Genomic DNA, 17,011 nt, shown 5'->3' with positions numbered 1-17,011 from the left:
AATATTCAGATGAGACTTGCATATGGCCCCACACCGCTTTGGCTGCTTAATGACGGCCCTGCTGCTGACTGCTTTTTTTTCATTACCGGCAGCCTACGCTGATTCGCTTGAAGCTGCCTTGGTCAAAGCGGCCCCCGATGCCAACGCCAAAGTCATTGCCCTGGCCGTTCGCGCCTCCCAATGCAGCCGGGCCCAAGGCACGTCCCCGGTGCAGAGACTCGCAGTGATCGATTATTCCCTGCCCTCGACGGTGCAACGTCTTTGGGTATTCGACCTTAAACAACGCAAATTGTTGTTCCATGAACTGGTCGCCCACGGTCGCAACAGTGGCGAGAACATGGCCAGCCAATTCTCCAATCAGAATGCCAGCTACGCCACCAGCCTGGGCTTGTACCGCACCCAATCCAGCTATGTCGGGCAGAACGGTTATTCCCTGCGCATGGAAGGCCTGGAACCGGGTTTTAACGACAACGCCTTCGAACGGGCGATCGTCATTCACGGCGCGCCTTACGTCAGCCCTGCCCTGGCGCGGGCCAATGGCCGGATTGGCAGAAGTCTCGGCTGCCCTGCAGTGAGGCCTGCGATTGCACATCGGCTGATCGACTCGATGAAGGATGGGCAGTTGTTATTTTCTTACTACCCGGATCAGCGTTGGTTGAAGTCTTCTTCGTATATCAATTGCGGTAACGCCACCGTGGCGGATTCGTCCAGGTCCAATAGCAGTCCTTGAACACCGCGTGAAACTGTCAAAACTGTAATCTTGGCCTCAGCCTGCTGAAAGGCACCGCCCGTTAGCCTCCTCCCCATTGAGTTCTCTTCCTTCCGCTCAGGATGGACCTGAGGGCTTCATCAGGCTGACGGACGGGATAAAACGGCATGCATTCCAACACCTCAAGACGCACCTTTGTGAAGGGCCTGGCCGCTGGCGGGGTGCTCGCTGGCCTCGGGCTGTGGCGCACGCCAGTCTGGGCGGTCACCAGCCCCGGCCAACCGAATGTGCTGGCCGGTACCGACTTCGACCTGTTCATTGGCGAATCCCCGGTCAACATCACCGGCAACCCTCGAACCGCGATGACCATCAACGGCGGCATTCCCGGCCCCCTGCTGCGCTGGCGTGAAGGCGACACCGTCACGCTGCGGGTGAAAAACAAACTCAAGGACAGCACGTCCATTCACTGGCACGGCATTTTGCTGCCGGCCAACATGGACGGCGTGCCGGGCCTGAGTTTTCACGGGATCGAACCGGACGGCATGTACGTCTACCAGTTCAAGGTCCGGCAGAATGGCACTTACTGGTACCACAGCCATTCGGGCTTTCAGGAACAGTCCGGGGTTTATGGGCCGTTGGTGATCGATGCCAAGGAGCCGGAGCCGTTCCAGTACGACCGCGATTACGTGGTGATGCTCACCGACTGGACCGACGAAGACGCCGTCGGCCTGATGAAAAAACTCAAGAAACAATCGGACTACTACAACTACAACAAACGCACTGTGGGCGACTTCATCCACGACGTCAGCGAGAAAGGCTGGGGGTCGACGGTGGCCGATCGCAAGATGTGGGCCGAGATGAAGATGAACCCCACCGACCTGGCGGACGTCAGCGGTGCCACTTACACCTACTTGATGAACGGCCAGGCGCCGAACATGAACTGGACTGGCCTATTCCGTCCCGGAGAAAAGCTGCGCCTGCGTTTTATCAACGGCTCGTCCATGACCTATTTCGACGTGCGTATCCCGGGCTTGAAAATGACCGTGGTCGCGGCGGATGGCCAACACGTCAAACCGGTGAGCGTCGACGAGTTCCGCATCGCGGTGGCGGAGACGTTCGATGTAATTGTCGAGCCGACCCAGGACGCCTACACGCTGTTCGCCCAATCGATGGATCGAACGGGTTATGCGCGAGGCACCCTGGCGGTGAAGGCAGGGTTGTCGGCGCCGATTCCAGCGCTGGATCCGCGACCGCTGCTGACCATGGATGACATGGGCATGGGCGGCATGGATCACGGCAGCATGGGCGGTGACATGGCGGGGATGGACCACGGTGCCATGCAAGGCATGAACGGTGGTGACATGCAGGGCATGGACGGCGGCGACATGCAGGGCATGGACAGCATGGCCGGAATGGATCACAGCAGCATGGCCATGGGTGGCATGGCCGGAATGGCCGGCATGGCCGGAATGCAATCCCATCCCGACACGGAAAAAGATAACCCGCTGGTGGACATGCAAGCCATGAGCACCACGCCAAAACTCGACGACCCGGGCATCGGCCTGCGCAACAACGGCCGTCGTGTGCTGACCTACTCCGACCTGCGCAGCACCTTCGAAGACCCGGACGGCCGCGAGCCCGGCCGCACCATCGAACTGCACCTGACCGGCCACATGGAGAAGTTCGCCTGGTCGTTCAACGGCGTGAAGTTCTCTGATGCCGAACCCGTGCGACTCAAGTACGGCGAGCGGGTTCGAGTGGTGCTGGTCAACGACACGATGATGACTCACCCCATTCATTTGCACGGCATGTGGAGCGACCTCGAAGACGAGAACGGCCAGTTCATGGTACGCAAACACACCATCGACATGCCGCCAGGATCAAAGCGCAGCTATCGGGTCACTGCCGATGCGCTCGGCCGCTGGGCCTACCACTGCCATCTCCTGTACCACATGGAAATGGGCATGTTCCGTGAAGTTCGCGTGGAAGAATAAGGCGCTACCCATGACCAGACTCACTCCGATCACTTTGACCCTCGTCACCATGGGCCTGACGCTCTCTTCGGCCATGGCCGCCACCGACAACATGCAGGGCATGGACCATAGCCAGATGCCGGGCATGGACCACAGCCAGATGCAGAGCGAGGATTACGGGCAAATGCAGCCCGCCGCGCCGACCCAAAGCCGCACGCCGATCCCGGCATTGACCGACGCCGACCGTGCCGCCGTTTTCGTCAGCCCCGCCGGCCATGACATGCACGACAGTGCGCTCAACTATTACTTCCTCGCCGACAAACTCGAATGGCAGGACGCCGATAACGGCAGCGCATTGGCGTGGGATCTGTCCGGCTGGATCGGCGGCGATGTTGATCGCCTGTGGTTGCGCTCCGAAGGCGAACGCGTCAATGGCAAGACCGAAAATGCCGAAGTCCAGGCCCTCTGGGGGCACGCCATCTCCCCGTGGTGGGACGTGGTGACCGGCGTGCGCCAGGATTTCAAACCTGGCGCCCCGCAAACCTGGGCCGCGCTCGGCGTGCAAGGCATGGCGTTGTACAACTTCGAAACCGAGGCCACCGCGTTCATCGGCGAAGGCGGTCAGACCGCTGCACGCCTTGAAGGCGACTACGACATCCTGCTCACCAACCGGCTGATTCTGCAGCCGACCGCCGAGCTCAACGTCTACGGCAAAAACGACCCGCAACGGGGCATCGGCTCCGGGTTGTCCAGCACCGAAGCCGGCCTGCGCCTGCGCTATGAAATCCGCCGGGAATTCGCGCCCTACATCGGCGTGACCTGGAACCGCACCTACGGCAAAACCGCCGATTACGCCAGGGACGAAGGCGAGGACCGCAGCGAAGCCCGACTGGTCGTCGGCGTTCGGCTGTGGTTCTAAACACTTCAACTCAAAAACCTAAAAACCAACCGCTTAAAGCGGTAAGAGGCCTTGCATGCGCACCATCAAAACCACCGCTGTCGCCATCGCACTTTCCACCGGGCTGCTCATGAGCGCACTGGCTCAAGCCCACCCGAAACTGCTCTCCTCCACCCCAACCGAAGGCGCGGACGGCGCAGCGCCCAGCAACATCGAACTGCACTTCTCCGAAAACCTCATGACCCAATTCTCCGGCGCCAAACTGGTCATGACCGAAATGCCCGGCATGGCCCATTCCCCCATGCCGATGAAAGCCAAGGTCTCCGGCGGCAGCGACCCGAAAACCATGGTCATCACCCCGCTCTCGCCCCTGCCCACCGGCAGCTACAAAGTCGAATGGCGCGCCGTGTCTTCGGACACTCACCCGATCACCGGCAACGTTACGTTCAAAGTGAAGTGATTGATGAGCGACTCGGTCGGCATTGCCCTGCGGTTTGCGTTGTATGTGGATTTGATGCTGTTGTTCGGGGTGGCACTTTTTGGGCTGTACAGCCTTAAAGGGCAGGAACGGATGTCCGGGGCGGTGCTGCCATTCCGGTCGATGCTGGCGGGGACGGCAGTGCTGGGCGCGGTGTTGTCCGTCGCCAGCATGGTGATGATGGCGAGCGCCATGAGCGGTGAAACGGACTTCGCCGAGCTGCGTCCGCACATCGAGATGATGCTGTTTGAGACGGATGTCGGCTTGGCTTGGGGGATTCGCATTGTTGCGCTGGTGATCGCTGGCTTAGCGGTGATGCTCCGTGCGCCTGGTTTCAGTTTATGGGTCGCGGCTTTTGCCGGTGCTGTCGCCCTCGCCAGCCTGGCCTGGAGCGGGCATGGGGCGATGGATGAAGGCGATCGTCGCTTTTGGCATTTCGCGGTGGACATTCTGCACCTGCTGGCCGCGGGGGCTTGGCTTGGCGCGTTGCTGGCGTTTGCGTTGATGGCGAAGATCAACGCCCTGCAAACCGAAGCGCGCCTCAGGTTGCTGGCCCGCGCGGTTAATCGGTTTGAGGCGATTGGCGCGGCCATCGTCGTGGTCATCACCGCGACGGGGGTGGTGAATTATCTGTTCATCGTTGGGCCGAAGCTGGACGAGGTGTTTCTCAGCACTTACGGGATTCTGCTGTTCATCAAAGTGGTGCTGTTTGCCGGCATGCTGGTGCTCGCCGCGTTGAACCGGTTTCACCTCGGGCCGTTTCTGGAGCGGTCGTTGCGGGACGGGCAATACACGGTCGCCGCCAATGCGTTGCGGCGCAGCGTGGTGGTGGAATTGGCGGCGGCGGTGTTGATCGTGGGATTGGTGGCCTGGTTGGGGACGTTGAGTCCGGAGATGAAAATGGGCGAATTGTAGGGGCACAAGTACCTTTAGAAGGCGCGTAACAAAAGAGGTCGCCTTCCCCGACGTCCGGTGCCCTCCTTTATTTGCCTAGGTGAAAATCCCCTACTACCGTCAACAGTCAGAGGCGGCATTTACCGCTGTGGGCACTCGACATCAGGGAGCGAAATCGGGATGGCTTACAATTTAGCGTTGGTGAACCCCTTTAATGCAAAGGAATCAGCGGATTACGACGAAATATCTAGAAGCTGGCTTGATGCCTGGAAAGAAAAGTCCAAAAGAATAATGCCCCCACCCTCGGAAAGCGATTCAAAAAATTCATCTCCTTCTTTCAAAGAAGATGGAATAAAAAGATTAAGAGATGACGATGAGGAAGAAAAGGCACACCCGAGCAAGACACAAAAAACTTCGACCATCATCTCTAAATACATAAGCAAAGGCTGCCTGGTGTCCGGTGGACCCGCGGCCGAGCAGCTTGTTAGTTTTATTAGAACACTGATTGGAGACGGAGATCGAATTTACGTCTTGGGCCATTGTGAACCGGGAAGCTCCGTGCTTATGTCCTCGGAAGAAAAAGGCAAAGGTCAAACCGTCAACGCCAAAGAACTGGCAAGATTCTTTGACGTGTTATTTGGACTTAATAAGAGCTATGCGGGAAAAATCAAGATATTCGGATGCCATAGCGCACTGGGTTTGGGTGATACAAAATCCTTCGCCGAACAATTCAAGGATGCAATGAGGAAACGTGAATACCATAACTGCACCGTTGAAGGGTATACAGCGTCAGTCAGAGGCTACGATGGCGAGCACAAAGTTGCGTTCATCGGAACCGCCGAAGAGCTAAAACGAGCCCAGATGGCTGAAATTCTGTATGCAGAAGAAACGATCAGCAAAGCTAAGCTCGACTCTTTCTATGAAAACAAAACCGCACGTCCCAGCACCCGGAGAGTGTCCTTCGCCTAGTTTCAGATAGTTTTAAGACAATAGGCTGACGCGTCGCTCAATCATTAAAGGGCGCAAAGGCTTAAGGGTTGACACCCAAGCGCCAAGGTGAAAAAAAGCGGCGCAATTATCGAAAGGAGTTCGAAAATGGCTGACGTGATGAAAGTAGTGGATGTCGACTTAAAAATACTTAAATCAAATCCACCGCAGCTACACATATCGGCAATTGGCCTGGTGAATTCTGGTGGATGGACAAACCCGAGACTGGAGCCACGGGTTTATATCCAGTTCCCACCGGACGGCATTCAGGACTTCGATTTTGTTGCTGATCCGCCCCAAGGGGCTGCTATACAGGTCATCCTTCCCATCGACGCATCAAAACTTTGGAAAGACCCGCCACTCGATAAACTCAAGGGAGTAAGAGTCCACTCTGCTAGCAACTCGATTGAAGCTCACCTTAAGAGTTCGAAGTCCGTGGCTTGTGGATAAACAACTCATATAGAGGGATACGTGTCGGGCCTTGCCTGACACGTATCAGCCATTGGAATGTCACCCTGGCAGCACAACAAACCTGTGTGGACGTCATTTGATATGGATCAACAACGCCCTGCGACCGTGGCGTAAGTTCAAGATCACTCCCTCTAACGGGAACACAACATACCTTGGTCGCAGCCATCCGACGCTGCCGATCCGCGTTATCACTGTGGAGATCGCCATGCACATCGACATCAAGTCCCTCCTGGCCGCACTGGTCATCAGCAGCCCATTGCTGACGCTGGCTGCCGAATACCCCGAAACAGCGCCCGCCGCCCCCACCGATAACGCAACCCAAGCCACGCCCATGCAAGACAAGGCCATGAGCGAACAGATGAAAAAAATGCAGGCGGCCCACGACAAAATGATCGCCGCCAAAACCCCGGCCGAACGCCGGGCAGCCATGCAGGAAGCCATGACTACGATGAGAACAAGCCTCGGCATGCTGCACGACAATTGCAGAGGTATGGGGATGGGCATGGGCATGTCCGGTGGCAAGGGCAGCTCGGATACGGCGATGATGGACATGATGATGAAAATGATGGATCAGCAATCCATGATGATGAAGATGCCGATGGGCCAATAAGCATCGCGCCATAGCCCCCGTCGTAGGCGGTTGGCATTGGCCGGCATAGCCGGACGACACCCCGGAAGATTTTCGTCAGAACGGAGCGCATCACATGAACCACTCAAACCCCTCGACACCTCCAGCCACCTCATTCTGGCGCAGCAAACCCGGCATCGCGCTAGGCATGCTGCTGGTGATCGGACTGTTCTACCTGGCCCGCGAGCATTACGGTCATATCTACCCGCTTTTGCCCTATCTGATTCTATTGCTGTGCCCGCTGATGCACCTGTTCGGGCATCACCACGGCAGACACTGACCCATGCATCGCCATCTCGATCACCTCAAATCACCTGCTTTGGCGCAGCAGGCGGCGGAGCCGACGACCGAAAAAGAGTACACCTGCCCCATGCACCCGGAGATCCGCCAGCACAGTCCGGGTACATGCCCCAAGTGCGGCATGACCCTTGAGCCGGTGTTGCCCGAACTGGAGGAATCGGACAACCCTGAGCTCGCGGACTTTTCCCGGCGCTTCTGGTGGACCCTTCCTCTAACTCTGGCGGTGACCGCACTGGCGATGGGCAGCCATGGCTTGAGCCTGTTTCACGGCGCCACACAGAACCTGGTCGAACTGGTGCTCGCCACGCCCGTCGTGCTTTGGGCCGGCTGGCCGTTCTATGTGCGCGGCGCGCGTTCGGTCATCCAGCGCAGCCCCAACATGTGGACGCTGATCGGCCTCGGCACCGCGGCGGCCTTCCTCTATAGCCTTGCCGCCACCCTGACACCCGGCCTGTTTCCAGCCACCTTCATGATGGACGGCCGGGTTGGTGTGTACTACGAAGCAGCGGCGGTCATTATTTCCCTGACGCTGCTCGGACAGATGCTGGAACTCAAGGCGCGCTCGCAAACCTCGGCCGCGATCAAATCACTGCTCGGCCTGGCGCCCAAGACTGCGCGCCGGATCAACACCGACGGCAGCGAAACAGACATTGCACTGAGCCATGTGCACAGCGGCGACACCTTGCGCGTGCGCCCCGGCGAGAAGGTCCCGGTCGATGGTGTGGTGTTGCAGGGCGAAAGCGCGGTGGACGAGTCCATGCTCACAGGCGAGCCGGTCCCCGTGATGAAACGCCCTGGTGACGGGCTGATCGGCGCCACCCTCAATACCCACGGCAGCCTGGTGATGCAGGCGCAGAAGGTGGGCTCAGCCACCGTGCTTGCGCAAATTGTGCAGATGGTGGTCCAGGCACAACGCTCCAAAGCACCGATGCAACGCCTGGCGGACGTGATTGCTGGCTACTTCGTCATGGTGGTGATCGCCATTGCCGTCCTGACTTTTGTCGGCTGGGGGTTGTGGGGGCCGCAACCGAGCTGGGTGTTCGGCCTCATCAATGCAGTGGCGGTGCTGATCATCGCCTGCCCGTGTGCCCTCGGCCTGGCCACACCGATGTCGGTGATGGTCGCCACCGGCAAGGCGGCCAGCAGCGGCGTGCTCTTTCGGGATGCGGCGGCGATCGAAAACCTGCGCAAAATCGACACCCTGATCGTGGACAAGACCGGCACCCTCACCGAAGGCCGCCCGGCGTTTCACAGCGTCGAACCTGCGCCTGGCTACAGTGCTGACGAGGTGCTGCGCCTGGCCGCCAGCCTCGACCAGGGCAGCGAGCACCCGTTGGCCCACGCCATCGTCGAACATGCACGCGCCAATGGCTTGGTGTTGAGCACAGCGCAGACGTTCGAGTCGGCGTCAGGGATCGGCGTGCGCGGCCAGGTCGACGGGCACCGTGTTCAACTGGGCAACACCGCCCTGATGGCAGAAGCCGGCATCGCCCTGGAAGCCTTGCAACCTCAAGCCGAGCAACTGCGCAGCGACGGAACCAGCATCATGTACCTGGCCGTGGATGGCGTGCTCGCGGGGTTGCTCGCCGTCGCCGACCCGATCAAACCCACCACCCGGCTCGCTGTCGAACGCCTGCAGGCCGATGGCGTGCGGGTGATCATGGCGACCGGAGACGGCCTCACCACTGCCCGTGCCGTCGCCCGCCAACTGGGTATCGAAGAAGTCCACGGCGAGGTCAAGCCACAGGACAAGGAACGCCTGGCCGCCGGTATGCAGGAACGCGGGCACCGAGTGGCAATGGCCGGCGACGGCATCAACGACGCCCCGGCCCTGGCCCGTGCCGACGTCGGTATCGCCATGGGCACTGGCACCGATGTCGCGATGAACAGCGCTCAAGTCACCCTGGTCAAGGGCGACCTGCTCGGCATTCTGCATGCCCGCAACCTGTCGGTGGCAACCGTGCGCAACATGCACCAGAACCTTGCCTTTGCCCTGGCCTACAACGCCATGGGTATCCCCCTCGCCGCCGGGTTGTTCTACCCGTTGACCGGGCATTTGCTGTCCCCGTTGGTGGCGGCACTGGCCATGAGCGTGAGCTCTGCCTCAGTGGTGTTCAATGCCTTGCGCCTGCGCCGGGCCGTGATTGACTGAGCACATTGCTGACAGCCAGGAAGCGGTTTCACTACACTGATCCAGCCTTGCCCCCACTCCATCACAAAAGCCCGATAACGATGAAAACCATAAAAAGCACATTGCTGCTCAGTGGCCTGCTGGCGCTATCCTGCGGCGCTCAGGCAGAGCAAAGCCCTTCGCACCTGGACACCGTCCTGCAACAAGGCCAACTGCGCGTTTGCACCACAGGCGACTACAAACCCTATACCTTCAAAGGTGAAGACGGCGAATACTCGGGCATCGACATCGCCATGGCCCGCTCGCTGGCCGACAGCCTGGGCGTGAAGCTCGAGTGGGTCCAGACCACCTGGAAAACCCTGATGCCCGACATGCTCGCGGGCAAATGCGACATCGGCGTCGGCGGCATCTCCGTCACCCTGGAACGCCAGAAAAAAGCCTTCTTCAGCACCACCCTGGACGTCGACGGCAAAATCCCGCTGGTGCGCTGCGAAGATCAGGCGAAATACCAGACCCTCGAACAAATCAACCAGCCTTCGGTTCGCCTGGTCGAACCGGCCGGCGGCACCAACGAAGCCTTCGTCCACGCCTTCCTGCCCAAGGCGCAATTGCAGCTGCACGACAACGTGACCATCTTCCAGGAACTGCTGGACAAGAAGGCTGACGTGATGATCACCGATGCGTCGGAAGCGCTGTATCAGCAGAAACTCAAACCGGGGTTGTGCGCGGTCAACCCGACGCAATACATGCAGTATGGGGAGAAGGCATATCTGCTGCCGCGGGATGACATCAGCTGGAAGATGTATGTCGATCAGTGGCTGCATTTGGCCAAGGTGACGGGGAATTACCAGAAAATTCTGGGTCAGTGGATCGCGGTGCCAGAGGCTAAATAGCCCGTTAGTTGCCGCGACACATTCCCTGTAGCAGCTGGCGCAGCCTGCGTTCGGCTGCGCAGCAGTCGTAAAATCAGAACACGCGGTTCATCAGGTAAATCACGCAACGGCGAAAACACCCCAGCCGTTGCGTCATTCCTTAGTCGTGCAGCAAGCCCGAGCTGTACTCATTAAAGCTGTTGCCGATCGCGCTCCCACCAAAGTTCACCTTGTTGGGGTTATGGCCATCGAATTGTTGGCAGCTTTCTGAAAAGCAGGAACTGGTGCTCACACCCGAACAGGCGCTCAAGAGCAAAGCACCGGTGATCAGCATGGCTTTGAAGAGGTTCGAGATCATCTTGTTGTTTCCTGTGGGCTGGAGGTGAGGCAGCACGGTCTTAGGTGGTCATCCTATGCCGCGAGCCTGCCCAACTTGATGAAACATTGCTGAGCGACAGCGTTGGTTCAGCATCCTTGTTTTCTCTGAAGCGACCCACCTGTTTAGATGAGCGTTTAAAGACACTCACCGTTACTTCACCAAGGCTACAACGCCTTGCGTCGTTGCCTACGACTGCGCCAGAATCCGCCGGCTGTGCGCCTGGCGCTCCCGCCGGTAACTTGATTCCCGTCACTGCTCATCAGTGATCGGGTCTGCAAGCCCGCCGGAATACCAGTCGCATAGCCCTACCGTAGGACACTCGTTTGTGTTCGCTCAATGGCGGCTTTGTGCGGGAGACCTTCGGGTCTGCCGGGTTCCTGGTTTCCCGGTCTTGCAGACCCGCGCATAGCTGCCACCCATCATCTGCAAGTGATGCTGGTAGCTCCTAATGAATAATCAGGAGTTTCACCATGTTCAAGGCCACACCCAACCCGCCGGTCACAGACCCGACATCCCCTTACGAATCACTCGACTCAAAAAAACTCCACGAAGCCGCCGAACGCGCCCTCGACCACTACCTCAAACCGGCTGCTCAAATCATGGCCACGGCCAACGAGCCCGAGCGCATGTTCCTAGCCAACCCGAAGTACAACACCGAATCCCTGCTGGCCAACGCCTGCGAGTCATTGGGCTCGGCCACGGTTATGCTCAATGATTTTGCTGCGCTGCTGGAGGGGACACACCGCAAAACCCTGCTGGGTATTGCGCAGGTGGTCATGTTGGGGGAGCTGGCGGTGAATCAGGCGTTGGATAAGGTCGAGCCGTCTGAGTAATTAATGTTGTACATCGGCGCGGGGAGCGTGAGCTCCTCGCGCCTCAGCCACCTTTCAAAGCAACTCTGATACAGTCGCCCCCGGTAAATTCGTTGACAGGAAGTCAAACATGGCAAAGCCCGCCGCACGTATCACCGACCCCACCAGTTGTCCCATGCCTGGGCACGGCCCAAAAGCCATCGCCTCTGGCTCTCCCAACGTGTTCTTCGACGGTCTTGCAGCCGCGACCAAAGGCGATGCCTGCACCTGTGGCAGCGCTCTAGTCTCGAGCGTAGCAGCAACGGTCTTCATCAATGGCAAGAACGCTGCACTGGTCGGCACTGTCGGAACCCATGGCGACGTCGTGATTGGTGGGTCAGGCACTGTGATCATCGGTGATTCGCATACACCAGCACCGTTCATGCCCCCACTTCCGCTTTACTGCAAAAAACCTACGGACACAGCTTCAGCATCGTCGATAGCGAAACCGGTCAACCTTTAGCCGGAAGAAGTTTCACTGCCACTATTAACGGTGAAAAGATCATTGGTATCACCGATGGTGCAGGAATAGCGCACGTCAAAACCCCCATCAAAGATGCCACTATTTCTGTGAGCATTTACTTTATCTCTCCTGCTCGGACGCTTAGCGAACTCACGGATTGATCAAACATGGCTGAACAATTTACTACTGAAGCAAAAGCAACCGAAGTCAAACCCAAAGAACCAGCGGCGCCCACTACCATCACCGTCAACGATAGAGCTGCTACCAGAGAAGCGATCCTCAGACTCGTCCGCAAAAATGGTGAGTTTATAGAACGATCATCTTGGGGAGCGCATAAAGCAAAAGGCGAAATGGTCGATGACTGGGACTACTCGATGATCGCACTTCACCATGCCGGTAGAAGTGTCGGCTGTGGTGCCGGCGCAGGACAGATGCGTGCGATTCAGAGCGAGCACCAGGCCAAGTTCGATGACATCGGTTATCACTACGGCATCGATTGTATGGGTAAAGTATTCGAAGGACGCGACATCCGGTTCAAAGGCTCAAGCGTACATAATTACAACACGGGCGTAATTGGCATCGTTTTGCTAGAAAATTTGACAACCGCCGATGAAGGTGGCGATGTGGTTGCCCTTGCCCGTCAGGCTCTTGAAGCCATCAACGGCAATATGGACCAGAAAATCCCAGCCATACAAATCGACACCCTACTGAACTTAATTCAAGCCCTGACCAGCGTTTTCAGGGTGACGACTTTGGGTGGACACCGGGAATTTCCCATGCAAGCCGGGGAAGGAAAGATTTGTCCCGGCAACATTGGGATGGAGCTGGTGAGAAACCTTCGAATTAAAACCAAACTGTTACGACCACCCGCATCATGAAATTTCTACTTATCATTGTTCCGACCATACTCGTCGCCTTCCTCTACATCGGCTTTTACGAAAGGATGGAAGACGCCTACCCGGAAAAAGTATTTTTCATCAAGAAATACCCGACATTTCAAATTAAGTTTGAAAATATTTTCGCGTACGAATCAGATGACAAAAAATTGAGTGAGCTAAGTGACACGGAGCGACAGTTGGTCATCCAGTACTGCAAATATCGGTTAGGTGTGACTACGACATTGAAAAACCAAAACGAGCTTGAGGAATGCAAAAAAAGGTAAGATAAACCATCTTTTGGATGATAACAATTGGACAGATCTATTTCATACGCAAAATAAATCCGCCCCTGAGGGACGGATTTATTTACTCGTACCAAGACGCTCAACCCCTCCCCTTTCTGCTTTTCTCCGGAATTGATTTTCCACCTAGCGGTTGTCGATTTTGGCGCTGCTTTTCCTTCCTTTTTCGCTGGAGGACATCCGGCAGATCAATAGTGCATATAACATACACTTGATATTTCAATTTTTTCCAAGGGCGGCAAATTTACTGCCGCGAGGGCTTTGCGCTCACCTATACTAAAAAGATTAAATAGTGCTAATGAGCACGCTTAATAAGATATTGAAATTATTGAAATTTAAATGTGTAGATACCCTTGCGAACTACTGGTATCGCGATGAGGATTTGACATGAACGTTTTGTTGAAAGAGCTTCTAACCTATCATCACGAAGTGTCTATGAAAATTACTCAGATCAAAGAGTTGCTGAGGAAAATCAGACATGAACCCGATGGAGCTGATGACTGCAAGCTGTTGTTCACGATGCTGGAAGCCTTGCATGGTGATGCAGAGCGACACCACCATGAAAATGAAGAACTTATTCGGCTGGCCTTGCTAGAGACTGAGGCGCCGATCCACCAACGGGTCAAGGATATCGAGCGAGATCATCAGGCATTTGGGCGCATTGCTGGACAGTTGAAGATGCTGAAGGATACAACTCACGAAACGAGAGTAATTGCTGACACTATCGATGACTTCATCAAAAAATATTACGATCACATGGACGCCGAGGAGAATATTTTCTTTCCGGCGGCAGATAAGTGGCTTTCAGACGACCAGTGGCAGGAAATCAAGCATCAATGGCATTAATTGGAGTTCGCCGCATACGTTAAAAAATTAGCTACTACTTAGTACTGACCTCACTAAATAATTACGCGAACACCACGTATTAACTTACAGAGGTGTCCGTATATCGATGGCTCTTTGTTGCAAGTCACTCAACCCCTCCCGTTCCTGTTTTCACTCGCTCTCAACTACCTCCGCTAGACTCACCTGAGCCCCGCAAGCCCAATCCTGATAAACTCCCCACCTCCCAGCCTCGGTCAGGCTGGTCGTTGGTAACTCAGCATCTCTCTTTTACGCAAACACGCTTATTTGAAATCGCCCATTTATTCTCGAGGTAATGGTGACTCACTCTTCGGATCAACGTACTGACGAAAAAAGCCTGCCTCGATTATTGCTCGATCTACTTTGGCAAATCGCCGTACTGTTGATCCCGATTTTCCTCGTGGCGGTACTACCGCTGTTATGGGCACTCGGTGTGGTACTGGGTTGTACTGCCTTAATGTGGCTGACCGCGCGGGCCGGTTGGCAACGAACCGGCCGAGGGGCTGCACGGCTGATGACCTCTGCCGCACTAGGCCTGGGTTTTAATCTGGGCAGGGCTTTGCCGGCGTACTGGGATATTGCGGGGGCAGCGGCTGTGATGTTCTTCGGGCTGGCTTGCGTCAGTCACTTGGAAAGACGTTTTGGCCTGGTCGATAAAACACAGGCCAAGTCGTCACCGCTATCGCCTGGTCAGTCTTCAGGTGGCGCCAGTGCCTGGGGTGGGGACGAACCTCAGCAAACTCCCGAGGGCGAGCCCATCAGGGTGTTCAACTACAGCGAAATCGCCATGGGCGGGCCCGTGCTGTGCGATTACCTGTTTCCCGATGGGGTGCTGCTCCAGGGCCTTGGGTCGTCGGCTCGCTTCTCGAATGACGGACGTTATTTCGCCGCGCCTTTACCCTCGCGCCAAGCCTGGGGGTTGGTGATTCTGGATCGACAGTTGCGTCAGCTTTACCAGTGTTCGTGTGATGAATTTTGGGAACTGGATGCCTTTAACGACGGCATCCTGAGTGGGCGTTACAGTCCGCTGGTCGACAACGGCGCACGGGAGATCAGCCTGGAGCAACTGCTGACGACGGCTGAAAAGGTCAGCCTGGTGCCCGTTATTGACCTTTGGGTTGAGCCCGGTGACTGGCAAAAAAACCTTGCGCTCGACGCGTTCCGGCATACGTCTCCCGATGGTCAGCAAAGTTTGGACGCCTGTCTGGCGCTGCCGGCCAGCCTGCGTGAATTGCCACAGCCTTGCGCCCCGCTGATGAGCCCGGAATACCGCGTGAGCATAAACGGAGAGCCCACTTCGTTGCTGATCAGGGCTGATACCTCAATCATCTGGAATCACGATAGTCGCTCGTTCGCTTGCCATGCACGGATGGATGATGAGCAACCGCAAGCCCTCGAATACTGGCTCTGGCACGTAGACCGCGGCTGGCAAGCATTGCCTTGTCCGTGGCTATCTGCCGACAGCGAACCTTCCGTGGGTTGGAGCGCCCCCCTGGAGCTGGATGACCACTACCTGCGGCTATCGTCCTACTTCGACTACCCGCAGCCTGATCGCGGTCGCTATGGTTATGGCTTGTACAGCATACACAGCGACTGTGAATCTCAGGTGGGCCATGATCCGAACGGCCGGGTGCAGGTTGCACAGCGGCACCTGACTCGCGTGCGGTTGGCCGTGCCTCTGGTGGGTGATGGACAGCGAGGCGCGACGATGGTCGAGTCGGCACCATTGACGGGTGATACGCGGGCTCAATTTAGCTGGCGGCAAGACAACAGCCTGGGGCTCGGGGGTTATACCTGCAGGATTGGGGGCTGGGAGTTACCGGGCGTTTGGCTGCTCGATCATCGAGTTTCAGACACTGGACGTTACATCGCATTAATACCGTTCGCCCTGCCGCCCGCCACAGCAGGTCACGTGGTGGTGGTCGACGCACAGGAACGACAATTGATGAACAGCCCTCCTCTGTTGGTGGCACGATTGTTGGACTTTCGTGGGCCGAGACTGAGCCTGGCAGTGATTCGAGGTCGCCTGGATCAGGATCGGCAAAGCAGTCCATTGCAGCGCTTTGATCAATCGCCACCCGAGGCGGACGATGCCGCTGCGTTTTGCCAGTATCGACAGGACTCGCGGCTTTACTACGAGTGGTGTGAGCTCAATGTCAGCCAACAAGGCCTGAGCGCCCTCCCCGATTGGCGCCTGGTTCAACAGCCACAGTCTGCAATCGCCGATGGAAACTTTGTCCAGCCAGCACCGATGGATAAAGATGCCGCGTGGCTGTTCGGTTGTGAAACCGAATACGCCGACAGTTGGCTACGCGTCCAGAGCCCACGCCTGGGCGGGCATTTGCTGACGGCGTCCGGTTGCGCCATCAGCCATCTCGCGCCCTCGATGATCTGGTCCGAGGATGCACGTTATCTCGCGCTGACTCGACTCCATACCAACGTCGACGATGACCACGGAGGTCGCTTGGCATGGCAGATCTTGCTGTTGGATGTCCAGGAGCGAACCTTGAGGCATTCACCTCAGTGGCTCCACAATCGACCACAGTTTGAAGGTTTTAATGCCAATGTCTTGAAGGTGCGTCTATTTCTGCGCGACTGGGAAGCCGAGGATGAAAGAGACCGAGGCTCAATCAGCGCAATGAAGTTGAGCGACCTGCTGGCACTCCCCGCCGAGTCCCTGTGCCCACACGCAGGACTCTGGCTGACGAAGGATCAACTTTGTCACTCCGAAGCGTGGCAAGCATTGGATACATCGGCTTTACGCCATTGGCGCTAGTCACGTTTATCACTGGCGCTGGCATGCCGCGCGAAAAGAGACGAAGCCGACTGTGGTGAGAAGCACGACGTCAGAATCGTGGTCGCCGCAAGTGCCCCCTAGCGCCCTTCCACTCCCTCATTCCTGATAAACTCCCTACCCCGCCTCACGCTTCTTT

17 protein-coding genes and 1 pseudogene are annotated in these 17,011 nt (G+C 57.1%); 17 read left to right on the top strand and 1 reads right to left on the bottom strand.

Translation table 11 applies throughout. From position 1 onward, the window contains the following. Nucleotides 1-22: 22 nt before the first annotated feature. The 11 genes from LOY28_RS10085 to LOY28_RS10035 all read left to right on the top strand — a co-directional run bounded on the left by LOY28_RS10085 (nucleotide 23) and on the right by LOY28_RS10035 (nucleotide 10,362). On the top strand, nucleotides 23-730 hold the full coding sequence (locus LOY28_RS10085; RefSeq protein ID WP_018928119.1) for a murein L,D-transpeptidase catalytic domain family protein: 708 nt from the start codon (nucleotides 23-25) through the stop codon (nucleotides 728-730). Nucleotides 731-876: 146 nt separating this feature from the next. Then, the gene (locus LOY28_RS10080; RefSeq protein ID WP_258613584.1) at nucleotides 877-2,703 is read left to right on the top strand and encodes a copper resistance system multicopper oxidase; all 1,827 of its coding nucleotides are present in this window, start codon (nucleotides 877-879) and stop codon (nucleotides 2,701-2,703) included. A gap of 10 nt (nucleotides 2,704-2,713) precedes the next feature. Continuing rightward, entirely contained in the window at nucleotides 2,714-3,601 is an 888-nt protein-coding gene (locus LOY28_RS10075; RefSeq protein ID WP_258613575.1) for a copper resistance protein B, read from the top strand. Nucleotides 3,602-3,656: 55 nt separating this feature from the next. Further along, complete coding sequence (copC, locus tag LOY28_RS10070; protein WP_018928122.1) at nucleotides 3,657-4,040, top strand: copper homeostasis periplasmic binding protein CopC; 384 nt, start codon at nucleotides 3,657-3,659, stop codon at nucleotides 4,038-4,040. Nucleotides 4,041-4,043: 3 nt separating this feature from the next. Then, complete coding sequence (copD, locus tag LOY28_RS10065) at nucleotides 4,044-4,973, top strand: copper homeostasis membrane protein CopD (RefSeq protein WP_258613573.1); 930 nt, start codon at nucleotides 4,044-4,046, stop codon at nucleotides 4,971-4,973. A gap of 159 nt (nucleotides 4,974-5,132) precedes the next feature. Next, on the top strand, nucleotides 5,133-5,921 hold the full coding sequence (locus LOY28_RS10060; RefSeq protein ID WP_018928124.1) for a hypothetical protein: 789 nt from the start codon (nucleotides 5,133-5,135) through the stop codon (nucleotides 5,919-5,921). Nucleotides 5,922-6,047: 126 nt separating this feature from the next. Beyond that, a complete protein-coding gene (locus tag LOY28_RS10055; RefSeq protein WP_018928125.1) occupies nucleotides 6,048-6,389 on the top strand; it encodes a hypothetical protein in 342 nt (113 codons plus the stop codon). A 97-nt stretch (nucleotides 6,390-6,486) separates the two neighbouring features. Then, nucleotides 6,487-7,020, top strand: coding sequence for a hypothetical protein (locus LOY28_RS10050; RefSeq protein WP_258613570.1), 534 nt, complete (start codon nucleotides 6,487-6,489; stop codon nucleotides 7,018-7,020). 94 nt (nucleotides 7,021-7,114) lie between these two features. Beyond that, a complete protein-coding gene (locus tag LOY28_RS10045) occupies nucleotides 7,115-7,318 on the top strand; it encodes a DUF2933 domain-containing protein (protein ID WP_018928127.1) in 204 nt (67 codons plus the stop codon). A 90-nt stretch (nucleotides 7,319-7,408) separates the two neighbouring features. Then, nucleotides 7,409-9,490 carry a copper-translocating P-type ATPase gene (locus LOY28_RS10040; RefSeq protein ID WP_225602822.1) on the top strand — a complete coding sequence of 694 codons (2,082 nt, stop codon included), beginning with the start codon at nucleotides 7,409-7,411 and terminating at the stop codon, nucleotides 9,488-9,490. 80 nt (nucleotides 9,491-9,570) lie between these two features. Further along, entirely contained in the window at nucleotides 9,571-10,362 is a 792-nt protein-coding gene (locus tag LOY28_RS10035) for a transporter substrate-binding domain-containing protein (RefSeq protein WP_258613566.1), read from the top strand. Nucleotides 10,363-10,501: 139 nt separating this feature from the next. Here LOY28_RS10035 and LOY28_RS10030 read toward each other — a convergent pair whose 3' ends face one another. Beyond that, nucleotides 10,502-10,699: a hypothetical protein gene (locus tag LOY28_RS10030; protein ID WP_018928130.1), complete on the bottom strand. Its 198-nt coding sequence runs from the start codon at nucleotides 10,697-10,699 to the stop codon at nucleotides 10,502-10,504. Nucleotides 10,700-11,190: 491 nt separating this feature from the next. Here LOY28_RS10030 and LOY28_RS10025 point away from each other — a divergent pair, with 491 nt between their 5' ends. From LOY28_RS10025 to LOY28_RS10000, 6 genes and pseudogenes are all read left to right on the top strand, one after another. Further along, nucleotides 11,191-11,553, top strand: a complete 363-nt coding sequence (locus tag LOY28_RS10025) for a DUF6124 family protein (protein WP_064616969.1) — start codon at nucleotides 11,191-11,193, stop codon at nucleotides 11,551-11,553. A gap of 109 nt (nucleotides 11,554-11,662) precedes the next feature. Beyond that, nucleotides 11,663-12,195, top strand: a pseudogene (locus LOY28_RS10020) (PAAR domain-containing protein). Nucleotides 12,196-12,201: 6 nt separating this feature from the next. Further along, nucleotides 12,202-12,912, top strand: a complete 711-nt coding sequence (locus LOY28_RS10015) for a peptidoglycan recognition family protein (RefSeq protein WP_019649364.1) — start codon at nucleotides 12,202-12,204, stop codon at nucleotides 12,910-12,912. After that, complete coding sequence (locus LOY28_RS10010; RefSeq protein WP_018928133.1) at nucleotides 12,909-13,196, top strand: hypothetical protein; 288 nt, start codon at nucleotides 12,909-12,911, stop codon at nucleotides 13,194-13,196. Before LOY28_RS10015 ends, LOY28_RS10010 begins: the two co-directional genes overlap by 4 nt. A 405-nt stretch (nucleotides 13,197-13,601) precedes the next feature. Then, entirely contained in the window at nucleotides 13,602-14,060 is a 459-nt protein-coding gene (locus tag LOY28_RS10005; RefSeq protein WP_258613561.1) for a hemerythrin domain-containing protein, read from the top strand. A gap of 313 nt (nucleotides 14,061-14,373) precedes the next feature. Continuing rightward, the gene (locus LOY28_RS10000; RefSeq protein WP_408981034.1) at nucleotides 14,374-16,854 is read left to right on the top strand and encodes a hypothetical protein; all 2,481 of its coding nucleotides are present in this window, start codon (nucleotides 14,374-14,376) and stop codon (nucleotides 16,852-16,854) included. Nucleotides 16,855-17,011: the final 157 nt, after the last annotated feature.

The sequence above is a fragment of the Pseudomonas sp. B21-017 genome (assembly GCF_024749245.1).
GTDB lineage: Bacteria > Pseudomonadota > Gammaproteobacteria > Pseudomonadales > Pseudomonadaceae > Aquipseudomonas.
Note: the sequence above shows the minus strand (reverse complement) of the source record. Positions and strands in the feature narration are given on the sequence as shown.

Bases quoted from the DNA above. Each gene is read 5' to 3' on its own strand.
- LOY28_RS10085 (WP_018928119.1), top strand. From the start codon at position 23: ATGGCCCCACACCGCTTTGGCTGCTTAATGACGGCCCTGCTGCTGACT.
- LOY28_RS10080 (WP_258613584.1), top strand. From the start codon at position 877: ATGCATTCCAACACCTCAAGACGCACCTTTGTGAAGGGCCTGGCCGCT.
- LOY28_RS10075 (WP_258613575.1), top strand. From the start codon at position 2,714: ATGACCAGACTCACTCCGATCACTTTGACCCTCGTCACCATGGGCCTG.
- copC (WP_018928122.1), top strand. From the start codon at position 3,657: ATGCGCACCATCAAAACCACCGCTGTCGCCATCGCACTTTCCACCGGG.
- copD (WP_258613573.1), top strand. From the start codon at position 4,044: ATGAGCGACTCGGTCGGCATTGCCCTGCGGTTTGCGTTGTATGTGGAT.
- LOY28_RS10060 (WP_018928124.1), top strand. From the start codon at position 5,133: ATGGCTTACAATTTAGCGTTGGTGAACCCCTTTAATGCAAAGGAATCA.
- LOY28_RS10055 (WP_018928125.1), top strand. From the start codon at position 6,048: ATGGCTGACGTGATGAAAGTAGTGGATGTCGACTTAAAAATACTTAAA.
- LOY28_RS10045 (WP_018928127.1), top strand. From the start codon at position 7,115: ATGAACCACTCAAACCCCTCGACACCTCCAGCCACCTCATTCTGGCGC.
- LOY28_RS10040 (WP_225602822.1), top strand. From the start codon at position 7,409: ATGCACCCGGAGATCCGCCAGCACAGTCCGGGTACATGCCCCAAGTGC.
- LOY28_RS10035 (WP_258613566.1), top strand. From the start codon at position 9,571: ATGAAAACCATAAAAAGCACATTGCTGCTCAGTGGCCTGCTGGCGCTA.
- LOY28_RS10030 (WP_018928130.1), bottom strand. From the start codon at position 10,699: ATGATCTCGAACCTCTTCAAAGCCATGCTGATCACCGGTGCTTTGCTC.
- LOY28_RS10025 (WP_064616969.1), top strand. From the start codon at position 11,191: ATGTTCAAGGCCACACCCAACCCGCCGGTCACAGACCCGACATCCCCT.
- LOY28_RS10015 (WP_019649364.1), top strand. From the start codon at position 12,202: ATGGCTGAACAATTTACTACTGAAGCAAAAGCAACCGAAGTCAAACCC.
- LOY28_RS10010 (WP_018928133.1), top strand. From the start codon at position 12,909: ATGAAATTTCTACTTATCATTGTTCCGACCATACTCGTCGCCTTCCTC.
- LOY28_RS10005 (WP_258613561.1), top strand. From the start codon at position 13,602: ATGAACGTTTTGTTGAAAGAGCTTCTAACCTATCATCACGAAGTGTCT.
- LOY28_RS10000 (WP_408981034.1), top strand. From the start codon at position 14,374: ATGGTGACTCACTCTTCGGATCAACGTACTGACGAAAAAAGCCTGCCT.